The sequence below is a fragment of the Cellulosimicrobium sp. GQ32 genome (assembly GCF_059758455.1).
Window position 1 is genome coordinate 264,345 of sequence record NZ_JCAXEP010000001.1, and the last position, 14,754, is coordinate 279,098.

The following is a 14,754-nucleotide window of genomic DNA, read 5'->3' on the forward strand; positions in this document are numbered from 1 at the left end:
TCAGGCCAGCGGGTCGGCGATCTCGACCGTCGCGACGGACGGGCCGCCGCAGCCGGAGCCGAAGTCGCCGGTCGTCGGCAGGAACTCCGGATCCACCTCCTGCTCGACGACGACGTCACCGGACGCGAGCTCCACGACGCGCACGACGATCGGGCCGACCGGGCCGTTCAGCGCGGAGCCCGTCCACTCTCCGCGCGACGGCTCGGCCGGTGCGTCCTCCGCCGTCGCCTCGGGCGTGGTCTCGACAGCGTCCGGCTGGTCCAGCTGGTCCGGGTGCACGGGGACCGTCGTGGGGATCGGCTCAGGGTCGATCGAGATCGTCCCGTCGCGGACCAGCCCGCAGGGTTCGACGCCGACGCAGCTCACGGCGACGCCGTAGGCGTCCCGATCCGGCCAGGAGTCGTCGAGCCGGACCTCGAGGCGCGCCACGTAGCCGACCGCGGGGCACGCGGTGACGAGGCCTCCCGGGCCGCCGCACGCGGACAGCACGGCGACGAGCAGCGCTGCGGCGAGTCCGTGCGCACCCCGTCGTCCCCGTCGGTCGCTCGTCATCGCCGTCCCTCCGCCCGCACGTCGGCTCTCGTCCAGCACCTGTCGCGAGCGGCCGGATCCTTGCACGGGAACGGGGCCCACGCGGGTCCGGCGAGCGTGGCAGCGGCCCCACCCCGGTCGTGATCCAGAGCCTTCCCTCACGGCTCGGCGGGCAGCGTCCCCACGACGATCGTCGCGCCGATCTCCTCGTCCCGGACGACGCGGGCCCGCAGTCCCGCACCCTCCAGGACACCGACGGCGCCCGCGGCCTGCCGCTCGCCCGACTCGGTGAGCAGGTGTCCGCCGGGCACGAGCCAGTCCGGCGCCTCGGCCGCGACGCGACGCAGCACGTCCAGCCCGTCACCCCCGCCGTCGAGCGCGACGTGCGCCTCGTGGTCGCGCGCCTCGCGCGGCAGGAGCGGTATCTCGCCCGTCGGGACGTACGGCACGTTGGCGAGGAGGAGGTCGACCCGGCCGCGCAGACCGGCGGGGAGCGGGTCGAAGAGGTCTCCCTCGTGCACGGTGCCGGCGACGGCCGCGACGTTCCGGGCGGCGCACGCGACCGCGGCCGGGTCGACGTCGCTCGCGTGCAGCACGACGGCCGACTCCCGCGCGAGGTCGGTCGCGGTCGCGAGGCCGAGCGCCCCCGCGCCGCAGCACAGGTCCACCACGACGACGGGCGACCCGCCGGCGTCACCGTCCGCTGCGCCGTCGGGCAGCCCGGCCGACACGCCACCCGCGGCCTGCCGCCCGAGCGCGACCGCCTCGTCGACGAGCAGCGTGGTGCGCTGGCGCGGCACGAACACCCCGGGGTCGACGGCGACGCGGAGCCCGTGGAAGTCGACGTACCCGAGCACGTGCTCGAGCGGCTCGCCCGCGACGCGGCGCGCGACGAGCGCCTCGAGGTGCGCGTCGTCGTCCGCCCGCTCGGCCAGGAGCGCGGCCTCGTCCTCCGCGAAGACGCACCCGGCGGCGCGCAGGCGGGCGACGAGGTCGTCGAGCTGTCTCTGGTCCACGTCCGGACGGTACTCCGGGCCGGGCTCCGTCCGCGCGGGCGTCGCCCCCTTCGCCGCGAGATCGACCCGCGGTTCCGAGATCGACCCTCGGTATGTCGAGCTCGCGGCGCACGGGTCGATCCGGGGGGCGCCGTTCAGTCCCGCAGGAGCGGGAGGAGCCGGGTGCCCTGGCGCTCGATCTCGCGCAGGTACGGGGTGTCGGAGAGGACGAAGTGCGTGACGCCGAGGTCCTGGTAGCGCCGCAGCGACTTCGCGACGTCCTCCGCCGAGCCGACGAGCCACGTCGTGCCTGCACCCCCGCCGCCGAACCGGCCGGGCGTCGTCCAGAGGTTGTCGTCGAGCACCTCGCCGCGTGCCGCGAGGTCGAGCAGGCGCTGCTGCCCGACGGCGGTGCGCCGCCCCCGGTCGCGCGCGGACCACGCCCCGGCCTCCGGCGACCGCGCGGCCAGCTCCGCGACCTTCGCCTCGGCGTCGGCCCACGCCGCCTCGGTGGTGTCACGCACGAACGTCGTGATCCGCAGGCCGAACTCGAGCGGGGCGTGCTCGCGCCCCAGGTCGGCGCTCAGCCGCTTGAGACGATCGATGCGCTCCGCGATCCCGTCGAGCGGCTCTCCCCAGAAGAGCTGCACGTCGGCCTCGGTCGCGGCGACCCGCTCCGCGGCCCCCGACGCGCCGCCGAAGTAGATCCGCGGGTGGGCGCGGCCGCCGCGGACGACAGGCCGCGGTCCCAGCGCCGAGCGCGTCACCGAGAAGTGCTCGCCCGCATACGTGACCTCCTCCTGCGTCCACAGGCGCCGCACGATCTGCAAGAACTCCCGAGTGCGCGCGTACCGGTGCGCCGGGTCCGCCTCGGCATCGCCGTACGCCTCCTGCCCGTCGGTGCCGGAGACGATGTTGACGCGCAGCCGGCCACCGCTGAGGTGGTCCAGCGTCGCGGCGGCGGACGCGAAGTGCGCGGGCCGCCAGAACCCGGGCCGGATCGCGACGAGCGGCTCGAACGTCGTGGTGCGGGCGGCGAGCGCCGTCGCGACCGTGAACGTGTCGGGACGCCCCCAGCTCGTCCCGAGCAGCGCGCCCGCGAACCCGTGGCGTTCCAGGGCGTGCGCGTGGCTCGTCAGGGTGTCGAGGCTGTTGTGGTCCTGGACCGTGTCGTCCCCGCGGTGCCCGGGACGGACCTGGTTCGGGATGTACCAGAGGTGCTCGGCGCTCACGCGAGGGCCTCCTCGAGGACTCGCGCGCCGCCGTCGGACGAGGCTCCCACGTACCGGTTGGTGGGCCGCTCGAGCCCGTAGTGCTCGCGCAGCGTGCGGCCCTCGTACTCCTCCCGGAACAAGCCGCGCTCGCGCAGCACGGGCAGCACGTGCTCGACGAACTGCTCGAGCCCCGACGGCAGCACCGCGGGCATGATGTTGAACCCGTCGGCGGCCTCGGCGTCGTACCACTCCTGGATCGCGTCGGCGACCTGCTCGGGCGTGCCCGCGAACGTGCGGTGCCCGCGGCCGCCGCCGAGGCGCCCGATGAGCTGGCGCACCGTGAGCCGCTCGCGGCGCGCGAGCTCGACGATCAGCGTGTACCGGCTCTTGGCACCCTCGATCTCGTCCTCGGACGGCAGGTCGGCGGGCAGCTCGCGGTCGAGCGGCAGGTCCTCGGGCGCGAGGCGCAGCGTCCTCGCGAGCTGGGCGCGGGCGTACTCGGGGACGATGAGCTCGTCGAGCTCGCGTTCCTGCGCGAGCGCCTCCGCCTCGGTGGACCCGATGACGGGGACGATGCCGGGCAGGATCTTCACCGTCCCCGGGTCCCGCCCGACGGCGACCGCCCGGGCCTTGAGGTCGCGGTAGAACGCCTGGGCGTCGTCGAGCGTCTGGTGCGCGGTGAACACCGCCTCGGCGTAGCGCGCGGCAAGGTCCTTGCCGTCCTCGGACGACCCGGCCTGCACGATGAGCGGCCGCGCCTGCGGCGAGCGCGGCGTCGTGAGCGCACCGTGCACGGAGAAGTGCGTGCCGACGTGGCCGGGCGCGTGGATCTTGGCCGGGTCCGCCCACACGCCCGCGGCCTTGTCGGCGAGCACGGCGTCGTCCTCCCACGAGTCCCAGAGGCGGAACGCGACGTCGAGGAACTCCGCGGCGCGCTCGTACCGCACGGCGTGCGACGGCTGGTCGTCGAGGCCGAAGTTCCGCGCGATCTCCGGCCCCGCCGTCGTGACGACGTTCCACCCGGCCCGGCCCCCCGAGACGTGGTCGATCGACGCGAAGCGCCGCGCGAGGTTGTACGGCGAGTTGTACGTCGTCGAGGCGGTGGCGATGAGGCCGATGCGCTCGGTCACGGTCGCGATCGCCGTCAGGACGATGAGCGGGTCGAGCGAGCCCGCCGGGCGTCGCCCGACGTCGGACCGCAGCCCAGGGCCGTCCGCGAAGAAGATCGAGTCGAGCTTCCCCGCCTCCGCGACGTGCGCGAGGCGCTGGAGGTGCGCGATGTTCGTCGACGTCCACGACGGGTCGCTCTCGGGCAGCCGCCACGACGCCTCGTGGTGGCCGGTGCTCATGAGGAACGCGTTGAGGTGCAGTCGGCCGGGTCGGTGGCCCGAGGGGGCGTGGTAGGTCATGCGGCGGTGTCCTTCCGGTCGGAGGTCGTCGAGGCGTCACGGACGACGCCGAGCGCGTCGAGCAGGTCGGTGCGGAGCCGGGCGAAGCGGGGGTCCGCGGGGTCGCGGGCCTCGGTGGGTCCGTAGCTCCGGTCGATGCGACGCTCGGCCGCGATCCGTCCCTCGTCCAGCACGACGACGCGGTCCGCGAGGACGATCGCCTCGTCCACGTCGTGCGTCACGAGCAGGACGGCGGGGCGGTGCCGGGCGCACAGGTCGCGCAGCAGCACGTGCATGCGGATGCGGGTCAGGGCGTCGAGCGCGCCGAACGGCTCGTCGGCGAGCAGGAGCCGCGGCGAGCGCACGAGCGAGCGGGCGAGCGACACGCGCTGCTGCTCGCCGCCCGAGAGCTGGTGCGGCCACGCGCGCTCACGCCCGGCCAGCCCCACCTCGGCGAGGCTGGCGCGGCCGGCCTCGCGCGCGGCACCCCGCGAGAGGCTGCGTGCGGCGCCGCGCGACGAGGCTCGCGGGCCGCCGTCGAGCCCGAGCACGACGTTGTCCAGCACGCGCGCCCACGGCAGGAGCCGCGAGTCCTGGAAGACGACGGACACCTGGTCCGGCACGACGACCTCGCCCGAGCCCGCGACCCCGTGGTCGAGCGCGGCGAGCGCGCGCAGGAGCGTGCTCTTGCCGGAGCCCGAGCGGCCCAGGATCGCGACGAACTCGCCGTCGTCCACGGTGAGGTCGAGGTGGTCGAGGATCCGCTGCTCCCCGTAGGACCGCACGAGCGAGCGGACCCGCACCGCCGCGCCCGCCGTCGTCGGGCGGCCCTCCTCCACGGTCAGTCCTCCAGCGTGCGCCGCCATGACAGCACCCTCCTCTGGAGGAGGCGGACGGCGAGGTCCGCGGAGTAGCCCAGCACGCCGTAGACCACGAGGCCGACGAGGATGATCTCCGTCTGCCCGTACGTCCGGGCGAGCTCCATCATGTAGCCGATGCCGGCCGTCGCGTTGACCTGCTCGACGACGACGAGCGCGAGCATCGACCCCGTGACCGCGAACCGCAGCCCGAGGAAGAACCCGGGCAGTGCCCCGGGCAGGATCACCCGGCGCACGAACTGCCACCGCGAGAGCTGCACCGTCTCGGCGAGCTCGACGTAGCGGCTGTCGATGGCCCGCAGCCCGTTGTGCGTGTGCAGGTAGATCGGGATGAGCACGCCGAGCGCGATGGTGATGACCTTCATCTCCTCGCCGATCCCGAACCACAGGATGAGCAGCGGCAGGAGCGCGAGGTTGGGGATCGCGCGCTTGACCTGGATCGGGCCGTCGAGCACGGCGTCGCCGACCCGGCTCAGCCCGGCGGCGAGCGCGAGCACGACGCCCGCGACGATGCCGAACGCGAGGCCGAGCGCCGCACGCGTGAGCGACACCCCGAGGTGCGCGCCGAGCTTGCCGTTCGCGACGAGCTCCGCGCCCGTCGTGACGACCGTCCACGGCGCGGAGAGCACGCGCGGGTCGATGAGCCCCGTCGCGGACCCGACCGACCAGACGCCCACGAGGAGCGTCACCCCGACGAGCGCCGCGAGCGGGATCGGCCGGCCGAGCCCCAGGCGCGTGCCGCGGGGACGCACGTCCGTGGTGGTCGCGGGTGCGTCGTCGAGCCTCGGGACGGCGAGGTCCACCCGGTCGACGACGGCCGCGCTCACTGCGTGCCCCCGTCGCGCGCCGCTGCCGCAGCCTCACCCGCGACGGGGCCGAAGCGCTCGTCGAACAGGTCGGTGGCGTCGAACGTCTCGTGGTCGAGCTCGGTCGCGAGCAGGTCGATCGTCGCCTGCGTGCGCTCGATGCCCTCGGTGAGGTCGGACGGGATGTCCGGGACCGGCGCGTGGTCGATGAGGTACTGCGCGTCCTCCTCGCTCAGCCCCTGGTCCTCGATGTAGTACCCCTGCTTCCACTCCTCGGGGTGCTCGTCGACCCAGACCTTCGCCGCCGCCCACGCGGCGACGTACTCGCGCAGCGCCGCGGCCTTGGCGGGGTCCTCGACGACCTCCGTCGGACCGTAGAGGTGCGAGGCGTCGTCGCGCAGGTGGTGCTTGACCGACGTCGCGCCCTCGCTCTCGTACTTGTCGAGGTAGCGGAAGAGCTGCGTGCCGCCGAGGGGCGCGACGTCGACCTCGCCCGCCGCGAGCGCCGTCGAGTACACGTCACCGGTGCTCGGCAGCTCGACCAGCTCGACGTCCTCCTGCGTGAGTCCCGCCGCCTGCAGCGCCTTGAGCACGATCGCCCCCTGCGCCTGACCCGGGCTGAACGCGATGCGGTGGCCGCGGAAGTCCTCGAGGGAGTCGAGCTCGACGCCCGGCGCGCCCGCGAACTCGTAGATCGGCGCGTCCTCCCAGTTCTCGCGGTAGATCGACGCGTAGATCTGCACGTCCAGGCCCGTCCACGTCGCGTGGATCGGCGGGATCTCGGCCACCGCGCCGACGTCGAGCGAGCCGGCGCGGAAGGCCTCGGTCGTTGCGGGGCCGCCGGAGATGTTGGCCCACTCGACCTCGAACGAGAAGTCGCTGTCGAGGTCGTCGCCGGCCAGCTCGAAGGCCTTCTGCGTCGTCGGGTCGCCGATCCGCAGGACCGTGCCCTCGGGCACCTCGGTGGGCAGGTCGGCGTCGGCGGCGAGGGCCGTGCCGTCGGCCGGGTCCGTGCCGCCGGACGCCTGGGCGGCACCGCACGCACTCGTCGCGAGCAGCGCGGCGAGCCCGAGCGCGACGGCGGTCGCGCTGCGGCGGCCCGGCAGACGGTCCGACGTGGGGCCGGGCGGTGCGGAGGGACGGACGAGCGGGTGTGCGGGCATGACGAGTCCTCTCGGGGAGGGCGCACGGGGCATGCGGAGGCCGCGCGCGGGAGGTGAGGTGGTGAACGGGCCCGACGGCGGCCGGGGCGGCTGTCGGTCAGTGCGTCGACGTGCTCAGCGGCACGGGGTCGGACGACACGCGAGGCCCGGCACGTGCCCGGCGTCGGCGGCGGGGACGGCGACAAGGCCCCCCGGTGTCGTCTGCATGCGGGCGACTGTGCCAGCACGCGCACCACCCGGAAAGAGGCACCGCGCCCCGTCCCACGAGGAGGACGAACGTAACGCCGTGCAACGCCCGCACCGAGAACGAACTCTGGCTGCCGGAGGGAGAACCCTGGTCCCACGAGGTAGAGCCCTGGTCGGCCGAGGTAGAGCCCTGGTCGGCCGAGGTAGAGCCCTGGTCGGCCGAGGTAGAGCCCTGGTCGGCCGAGGTAGAGCCCTGGTCGGCCGAGGTAGAGCCCTGGTCGGCCGAGGTAGAGCCCTGGTCGGTCGAGGTAGAGCCGTGGTCATCGCGTCCGACAGCGGTCGGCGGTCTGCGCCCCCGGGCTGTCCGGCATGGTCGTGCCCGACGGCGGTCGGTCGCCAGCCCGGGTCGGGACGCCGTCCGACGCGGCCGGGTCGCCGATCGTCACGGGGAGCGCACCGGTCCGCCTCCCGGTGGCGAAGGCCCGACGAGACGAGGCGCGCAAGCTCGACACCGCGAGCAGTCGCCCGGGTGAGCCACGACCAGGGCGAGACGACGCCGGGCGGGGTGGGTGGTGGTGCCGCGTCGTGGCGGGCCTGGAACGAGGGATCGTCCGGAGTGAGCCGGCGAACGCAGGACGATCCCGACCGAGAGCACGGGAGCCGCGAGGAACGAGCGGCGCATGGTCGACGGGGCACCACCACCCACCCCGACCACCCAGGGCGACCACACGCCGTCGGGCATGACCACGGCTCTACCTCGTGCGACCACGGCTCTACCTCACGCGACCACGGCTCTACCTCACGCGACCACGGCTCTACCTCGACCGACCACGGCTCTACCTCGACCGACCACGGCTCTACCTCACGCGACCACGGCTCTACCTCACGCGACCACGGCTCTACCTCGGCCGACCACGGCTCTACCTCGGCGGGACGACGACGGGCCCCGACCCTCCCGGAGGAGGATCGGGGCCCGTGTGTCAGGCGCTGCCGTGCGGCAGGCGAGGCAGGCTCAGGAGCGGATCACTCAGCGCCGGCCTGGAGCTCGCCCGTCGGGGGCAGGTCGCGGACCGAGACGCCGGTGGGGGCGTCGAGCGCGGCGGCCGCGCCCACGCTCACCGGGCCGCGGTCGTGCTCGCCCTTGGAGACACCCCGGAAGGTGAACTCCCCGAGCAGGCCCTCGCCGTCGGCGTCCACGAGGACGATCTCACCGGCCTTGAGCTCGCCGAACAGGATCTTCTCGGACAGCACGTCCTCGATGTCGCGCTGGATCGCGCGACGCAGCGGACGGGCGCCCAGGACCGGGTCGTAGCCCTTCTCGGCGAGCAGGACCTTCGCCGCCGGGGTGAGCTCGATGCCCATGTCCTTGTCCCGCAGGCGGGCGTCGAGACGGGCGATCATGAGGTCGACGATCTGGATGATCTCGGCCTGCGAGAGCTGCGGGAAGACCACCACGTCGTCGACACGGTTGAGGAACTCGGGCCGGAAGTGCTGCTTGAGCTCGTCGTTGACCTTCGCCTTCATGCGCTCGTACGACGTGACCAGGTCGCCGCCGGCGTTGAAGCCGGTCTGGACGCCCTTGGCGATGTCCCGCGTGCCGAGGTTGGTCGTCATGATGATGACGGTGTTCTTGAAGTCCACGACGCGACCCTGCGAGTCGGTCAGGCGACCGTCCTCGAGGATCTGCAGGAGCGAGTTGAAGATGTCGGCGTGAGCCTTCTCCACCTCGTCGAACAGGACGACCGAGAACGGCTTGCGCCGCACCTTCTCGGTGAGCTGGCCACCCTCGTCGTACCCGACGTAGCCGGGAGGCGAGCCGAACAGCCGCGAGACGGTGTGCTTCTCGGAGAACTCCGACATGTCGAGCTGGATGAGCGCGTCCTCGTCCCCGAAGAGGAACTCGGCGAGCGCCTTGGCCAGCTCGGTCTTCCCGACGCCGGTCGGGCCGGCGAAGATGAACGACCCACCGGGGCGCTTGGGGTCCTTGAGGCCCGCACGCGTGCGGCGGATGGCCTGCGACAGCGCCTTGATCGCGGCCTCCTGGCCGACGACGCGCTTGTGCAGCTCGTCCTCCATGTGCAGCAGGCGGCTGGACTCCTCCTCGGTGAGCTTGAAGACCGGGATGCCCGTGGCCATGGCCAGGACCTCGGCGATCAGCTCCTCGTCCACCTCCGCGACGGTGTCCAGGTCACCGGACTTCCACGCCTTCTCCTTGTCGGCGCGCTTCGCGGTGAGCTGCTTCTCCTTGTCGCGCAGGCCGGCGGCCTTCTCGAAGTCCTGCGCGTCGATCGCGGACTCCTTCTCGCGACGCGCCTCGGCGATCTCCTCGTCGAGCTCCTTGAGCTCCGGCGGGGCCGTCATGCGGCGGATGCGCAGGCGCGCGCCCGCCTCGTCGATGAGGTCGATCGCCTTGTCCGGGAGGAACCGGTCGTTGATGTACCGGTCCGCGAGCGTGGCCGCGGAGACGAGCGCGGAGTCCGTGATGGACACGCGGTGGTGCGCCTCGTAGCGGTCGCGCAGGCCCTTGAGGATCTCGATCGCGTGCGTGAGCGACGGCTCGGCGACCTGGATCGGCTGGAAGCGGCGCTCCAGCGCCGGGTCCTTCTCGACGTGCTTGCGGTACTCGTCGAGCGTGGTCGCGCCGATGGTCTGGAGCTCGCCGCGCGCCAGCATCGGCTTGAGGATGCTCGCGGCGTCGATCGCGCCCTCGGCGGCACCCGCCCCGACGAGGGTGTGGATCTCGTCGATGAACAGGATGATGTCGCCGCGCGTGCGGATCTCCTTGAGCACCTTCTTGAGGCGCTCCTCGAAGTCACCGCGGTAGCGCGAGCCGGCCACGAGCGCGCCGAGGTCGAGCGTGTAGAGCTGCTTGTCCTTGAGCGTCTCGGGCACGTCGCCGCGCACGATGTCCTGGGCCAGGCCCTCGACGACGGCGGTCTTGCCGACGCCGGGCTCGCCGATCAGCACCGGGTTGTTCTTGGTGCGGCGGCTCAGCACCTGCATGACGCGCTCGATCTCGAGGCTGCGCCCGATGACGGGGTCGAGCTTGCCCTCGCGCGCAGCCTGGGTGAGGTTGCGCCCGAACTGGTCGAGCACGGCCGACCCGGACGGCTGACCCTCGGCGGGGCCGCCCGCGGCGACGGGCTCCTTGCCCTGGTAGCCGGACAGGAGCTGGATGACCTGCTGGCGCACCTTGTTGAGGTCGGCGCCCATCTTGGTCAGGACCTGGGCTGCGACACCCTCGCCCTCGCGGATGAGGCCGAGCAGGATGTGCTCGGTGCCGATGTAGTTGTGGCCGAGCTGGAGCGCCTCGCGCAGCGACAGCTCGAGCACCTTCTTGGCGCGCGGCGTGAACGGGATGTGCCCGCTCGGGGCCTGCTGGCCCTCGCCGATGATCTCGGTCACCTGGGTGCGGACGCCGTCGAGGGAGATCCCGAGGGACTCCAGCGCCTTGGCCGCGACACCCTCGCCCTCGTGGATGAGGCCGAGGAGGATGTGCTCGGTGCCGATGTAGTTGTGGTTGAGCATCCGTGCCTCTTCTTGGGCAAGGACGACGACCCGACGGGCTCGGTCTGTGAATCTCTCGAACATGTGCTGCTCCTCGTGAGCGGCGTACACCTGCCCGCCGGACGACGGGTACAAGCCTGACCGCATTGACTCTATGCGGTTCGAACGAGCCGCACCCCCTCCGTATGCCGTTGTTCGCCAGGGGCGTGAAAGAGGGGTCGGGCCGTGACCTGCGGGCGTGCCGGACGCCGTCGGGCGCAGATCACCCGCCCCGACACGCGCGCGGCGCGTTGACCGCGACGCGCGCCCCGGGCAGGCTCGGGAGTGCGCCCCGCACGGACGGCCAGAAGGGTGGCGAGAGCGATGCACCAGCCGGACCAGCAGCCCGAGGACCCCACCGCGCCGGGAGCCGACGAGCGTGACGCGCCGTCCGCGAGCGCTCCCGCCACGTGGGAGCAGGTCGTCGCCCGGTTCCACGGCGTCGTCGCGGAGGTGGACGACCCGCTGACCTGGGGCCTCGACCTCGACGAGGAGACGCTCACGGGAGCCGGGCACGGGGCGCACGACCCCGCGGAGGAACGGTTCCTGCGCTCCTACGTGTCGTTCACGGGAGAGACGCTCGACGTCGAGACGCTGCGCGTCCTGGCGGCCCACGACGAGCAGGCGGAGGACATCGTCCGCACCGCCCTCAGCGGCGCGCTCGCCGCGCCGCTGCACTCCGACACCCCGGGCGACGACGACTTCCTCGACTCCTACCAGGAGTACCGCGCCGCGATGCGCGCGATCGTCGAGGAGGTCGACGTCGCGCCGGTCACGCGCACCACGTTCGTGGTCGACGGCGAGCCGCATGCCTGCCTGCACGTCACCGTGCGGGAGCACGCGGCCGTGTACGTCCCGCTGGACGACCGGGCGCTCGTCGTCTCGGGGCCGGCCGACCTGCTCGCGCGCGTGGACGTCGTGACCCGCCCCCTGCGCAACATCCTCCAGGACGAGCCCGAGCCGAGGTTCTGACGGCCGCCCTCGCGGCGGTCCCGTCGCGACGGACCGCCGCGACGCCGAACCCGCGGTTCCGGGTCATCCGCCGCCGCCGAACCCGGGGTTGCGAGTCAGCCCAACGCCGCGACGACGGGTAAGCCCGGGTTCGGCAGCGGCACGGTGCCCCACGCCCACCGGTCCCGCACGACGCTTCCAGGGCGGAACGGTGTACCCCGGCCTAGGGTCGAGTCAGCACCGGTGCCGGGCGACGGCGCCGGGACAGCACGCCGACGGCGCAGGCGGTCGGCCGACCGGGCGGAGGTGGCGGGATGCGCGGCGTGATCGTCGGTGTGGACGGGTCGGAGGAGTCCGGCGGCGCGCTCGACTGGGCGCTGCGCGAGGCGGCGGACCGGGGCGTGCCGCTCACGGCCGCGCTCGCGTTCGAGTCGCGGCAGGGGCCGGGTGACGGCCCCGACACGGCGGCCGACGAGAAGCGCGCGCTCGTCCAGGAGCGGCTGGACGCCGCGCGCGCCCGCACGGGCCTCGGCCCGGACACGGTGACGGCCACGGCCGTCGCCGAGCGCGGCAGCCCCGCGGCGGTCCTGCTCGCCCTCGCCCAGCCCGGCACCGCCCAGCCCGTCCAGGACGACGTGCGGCCCGCCCCGGGCGACGGCGACGACGCGGACCTGCTCGTCGTCGGGCGCTGCGGCCGGGGACGCCTGGGACGCATGGTCCTCGGGTCGGTGCCGACCGCCGTCGTGCAGCACGCGACCGTCCCCGTGACCGTGGTGCGCGGCACGCCCGACGTGCGCCACGACCACGCCCGGCCCGTCGTGGTCGGGGTCGACGGGTCGTCGACGTCGGTCCAGGCGCTGCGGCACGGCGCGGACGTCGCGCGGCGCACGGGCGCGACGCTCGAGGCCCTGTTCTGCTGGCAGATCGTCTCGCTCGCCCCGCTGCCCGACTCGTGGGGATGGACGCCGCCGATCGACGACTACGAGAAGTTCGCCTCCCAGAAGCTCGATGCCGCGCTCGAGGCCGCGGGCGTCGACCTGCCCGCCGACCGCCTCGTGCGCAGCGTGAAGCACGTGCACGCCGCGAAAGGGATCATCGAGGCGTCGTCGCACGCGGAGCGGCTCGTGCTCGGCAACCGCGGCGTCGGCGGGTTCGACCGCCTCCTGCTCGGGTCCGTGAGCCGGCACGCCGTCGAGTACGCGCACTGCCCCGTGACCGTGGTGCGGCCCCCGGACGCGACCCACCCCTCGGGCGCGCACGACGACTGAGGGTTTCGCCCCTCGAAACGATTCGACGCCGCCCGCCCCGCGGGTGGACGATGTGGCACGTGCAGATCGAGGACACCTACGACGGCTCCCGACCCGTCCGCACCGTCACCCGGCTCTTCGCGCCCCAGCGCGGGCGGCTCGCCGCCGCGGCGCTCGCCTTCGCCGTCAAGCACTCGCCCGTGTGGGTGATCCCGGCACTCACCGCGACGGTCATCGACGTCGTCGTCGAGCACCGGCCGCTGCGCGAGCTGTGGATCACCGGCGCGGTCATGCTCGCCGTCGTCGCGCAGAACCTCCCGCTGCACACGCTCTACGTCCGGTGGCTCTCGACCGCCGTGCGCACGGTCGAGAACGGGCTGCGCATGGCGCTCTCGCGCCGGCTCCAGGAGCTGTCGATCGGCTACCACCGCCGCGTGAGCGCGGGCGTGCTCCAGGCCAAGATCGTGCGCGACGTCGAGAACGTCGTCGAGGCGTCGCGCACGACGTTCGACTCGGGCATGGCCGCGCTCACCACGCTCGTCGGCGCCATCGTGCTCACGGCCGTGCGCGTCCCGGAGTTCCTCGTGATCTTCGCGCTCACCGTCCCCGCGGCGGCCTGGCTCGTCGTCGCGATGCGCCGCCGCATGACCACGCGCAACGCGGCGTTCCGGGCCGAGGTGGAGAACATGTCGGCGCGCGTCGCCGAGATGACGCACCTCATCCCCGTGACGCGCGCGCACGCGCTCGAGGAGCGCGAGCTCGACCGGATGGGCTCGGTGCTGCACCGCGTGCGCGAGGCGGGGATCCGGCTCGACGTCGTCAACGGCCGGTTCGGCGCGCTGTCCTGGATCGTGTTCCAGGTGCTGTCCGTCGCGGGGCTCGTCGGGGCGGCATGGGTCGCGTGGACGCAGACGTTCGCAGTGTCCGCGGGAGACGTCGTCATGCTGTCGAGCTACTTCGTCACGCTCACCGCGTCCGTGACGGGGCTGCTGAGCCTCGCGCCGATCATCACGAAGGGCCTGGAGTCCGTGCGCTCCATGGGCGAGGTGCTGGGCGAGCCCGACGTCGAGCGCAACGCCGGCAAGCGCGTGCTCGACCACGTCGAGGGCCGCGTCGCGTTCGAGGACGTCACGTTCGCGTACGACGACGTCGCCGCGCCGGGCGAGGAGCCCACCCTCGCGGTCGACCACCTCTCCCTCGCGGCACGGCCGGGTGAGACCGTCGCCCTGGTCGGAGCGTCGGGGTCGGGCAAGTCGACCGTGCTCAACATGGTCATCGGGTTCCTCGCGCCGACGTCGGGGCGCGTCCTCGTCGACGGCGTCGACACCGCGACCGTCGACCTGCGCTCCTACCGCCGGTTCCTCGCCGTCGTGCCGCAGGAGTCGATCCTCTTCGAGGGGTCCGTCCGCGACAACGTCACCTACGGCAGCCCCGACCTCACCGACGCCGCCGTCGAGCGGGCGCTGCGCGACGCGAACGCGTGGGACTTCGTCACCGAGATGGGCGGCCTCGACGCCGTGATCGGCCAGCGCGGCGGCAGGCTCTCCGGCGGGCAGCGCCAGCGCCTCGCCATCGCCCGCGCCCTCGTGCGCGACCCGCGCGTGCTCGTCCTCGACGAGGCGACGTCGGCCCTCGACACGACGTCCGAGCGGCTCGTGCAGGAGGCGCTCGGGCGGCTCATGCGCGGTCGCACGACGTTCGTCGTCGCGCACCGGCTGTCGACCGTCCGCGGCGCCGACCGCATCGTCGTCATGGACCACGGCCGCGTCGTCGAGGTCGGCAGCCACGACGAGCTCGTCGCCGCCGGCGGTGCGTACGCGAGCATGCACGCGACGCCTGCCGCCTGAGC

The 14,754-nt window shown here is 73.6% G+C and carries 11 protein-coding genes; 3 read left to right on the forward strand and 8 right to left on the reverse strand.

Annotated features, from left to right (window positions below):
• The 8 genes from AC6CH9_RS01025 to AC6CH9_RS01060 form a co-directional block, all read right to left on the reverse strand.
• On the reverse strand, positions 1-552 hold the full coding sequence (locus AC6CH9_RS01025) for a hypothetical protein (protein WP_498153240.1): 552 nt from the start codon (positions 550-552) through the stop codon (positions 1-3).
• Positions 553-689: 137 nt separating this feature from the next.
• Positions 690-1,547, reverse strand: coding sequence for a putative protein N(5)-glutamine methyltransferase (locus tag AC6CH9_RS01030; protein ID WP_498153241.1), 858 nt, complete (start codon positions 1,545-1,547; stop codon positions 690-692).
• A 134-nt stretch (positions 1,548-1,681) separates the two neighbouring features.
• Positions 1,682-2,758: an LLM class flavin-dependent oxidoreductase gene (locus AC6CH9_RS01035; protein WP_498153242.1), complete on the reverse strand. Its 1,077-nt coding sequence runs from the start codon at positions 2,756-2,758 to the stop codon at positions 1,682-1,684.
• Positions 2,755-4,149 carry an LLM class flavin-dependent oxidoreductase gene (locus AC6CH9_RS01040; protein WP_498153243.1) on the reverse strand — a complete coding sequence of 465 codons (1,395 nt, stop codon included), beginning with the start codon at positions 4,147-4,149 and terminating at the stop codon, positions 2,755-2,757. Before AC6CH9_RS01040 ends, AC6CH9_RS01035 begins: the two co-directional genes overlap by 4 nt.
• Positions 4,146-4,994: an ABC transporter ATP-binding protein gene (locus AC6CH9_RS01045; protein ID WP_498153244.1), complete on the reverse strand. Its 849-nt coding sequence runs from the start codon at positions 4,992-4,994 to the stop codon at positions 4,146-4,148. The genes AC6CH9_RS01040 and AC6CH9_RS01045 overlap by 4 nt, the downstream gene beginning before the upstream one ends.
• Positions 4,970-5,833 carry an ABC transporter permease gene (locus AC6CH9_RS01050; protein ID WP_498153245.1) on the reverse strand — a complete coding sequence of 288 codons (864 nt, stop codon included), beginning with the start codon at positions 5,831-5,833 and terminating at the stop codon, positions 4,970-4,972. Before AC6CH9_RS01050 ends, AC6CH9_RS01045 begins: the two co-directional genes overlap by 25 nt.
• Positions 5,830-6,975 (reverse strand): ABC transporter substrate-binding protein, encoded by a 1,146-nt coding sequence (locus AC6CH9_RS01055; protein WP_498153246.1) that lies wholly within the window; start codon positions 6,973-6,975, stop codon positions 5,830-5,832. Before AC6CH9_RS01055 ends, AC6CH9_RS01050 begins: the two co-directional genes overlap by 4 nt.
• 1,209 nt (positions 6,976-8,184) lie before the next feature.
• Positions 8,185-10,752 (reverse strand): ATP-dependent Clp protease ATP-binding subunit, encoded by a 2,568-nt coding sequence (locus tag AC6CH9_RS01060; RefSeq protein WP_426310847.1) that lies wholly within the window; start codon positions 10,750-10,752, stop codon positions 8,185-8,187.
• Between the two features lie 279 nt (positions 10,753-11,031).
• On the opposite strand from AC6CH9_RS01060, the gene AC6CH9_RS01065 reads away from it, so the two are divergent.
• The 3 genes from AC6CH9_RS01065 (at position 11,032) to AC6CH9_RS01075 (ending at position 14,752) form a co-directional block, all read left to right on the forward strand.
• Positions 11,032-11,679 carry a hypothetical protein gene (locus tag AC6CH9_RS01065; RefSeq protein WP_498153247.1) on the forward strand — a complete coding sequence of 216 codons (648 nt, stop codon included), beginning with the start codon at positions 11,032-11,034 and terminating at the stop codon, positions 11,677-11,679.
• Between the two features lie 293 nt (positions 11,680-11,972).
• Complete coding sequence (locus tag AC6CH9_RS01070) at positions 11,973-12,926, forward strand: universal stress protein (protein ID WP_498153248.1); 954 nt, start codon at positions 11,973-11,975, stop codon at positions 12,924-12,926.
• A gap of 50 nt (positions 12,927-12,976) precedes the next feature.
• A complete protein-coding gene (locus AC6CH9_RS01075; RefSeq protein WP_498153249.1) occupies positions 12,977-14,752 on the forward strand; it encodes an ABC transporter ATP-binding protein in 1,776 nt (591 codons plus the stop codon).
• The last annotated feature ends 2 nt before the right edge of the window (positions 14,753-14,754 follow it).

What these genes read in the sequence shown, in the direction of transcription:
- AC6CH9_RS01025 (WP_498153240.1), bottom strand. Translation starts at nt 552, where the DNA reads ATGACGAGCGACCGACGGGGACGACGGGGTGCGCACGGACTCGCCGCA.
- AC6CH9_RS01040 (WP_498153243.1), bottom strand. Translation starts at nt 4,149, where the DNA reads ATGACCTACCACGCCCCCTCGGGCCACCGACCCGGCCGACTGCACCTC.
- AC6CH9_RS01045 (WP_498153244.1), bottom strand. Translation starts at nt 4,994, where the DNA reads ATGGCGGCGCACGCTGGAGGACTGACCGTGGAGGAGGGCCGCCCGACG.
- AC6CH9_RS01055 (WP_498153246.1), bottom strand. Translation starts at nt 6,975, where the DNA reads ATGCCCGCACACCCGCTCGTCCGTCCCTCCGCACCGCCCGGCCCCACG.
- AC6CH9_RS01060 (WP_426310847.1), bottom strand. Translation starts at nt 10,752, where the DNA reads ATGTTCGAGAGATTCACAGACCGAGCCCGTCGGGTCGTCGTCCTTGCC.
- AC6CH9_RS01065 (WP_498153247.1), top strand. Translation starts at nt 11,032, where the DNA reads ATGCACCAGCCGGACCAGCAGCCCGAGGACCCCACCGCGCCGGGAGCC.
- AC6CH9_RS01070 (WP_498153248.1), top strand. Translation starts at nt 11,973, where the DNA reads ATGCGCGGCGTGATCGTCGGTGTGGACGGGTCGGAGGAGTCCGGCGGC.
- AC6CH9_RS01075 (WP_498153249.1), top strand. Translation starts at nt 12,977, where the DNA reads ATGTGGCACGTGCAGATCGAGGACACCTACGACGGCTCCCGACCCGTC.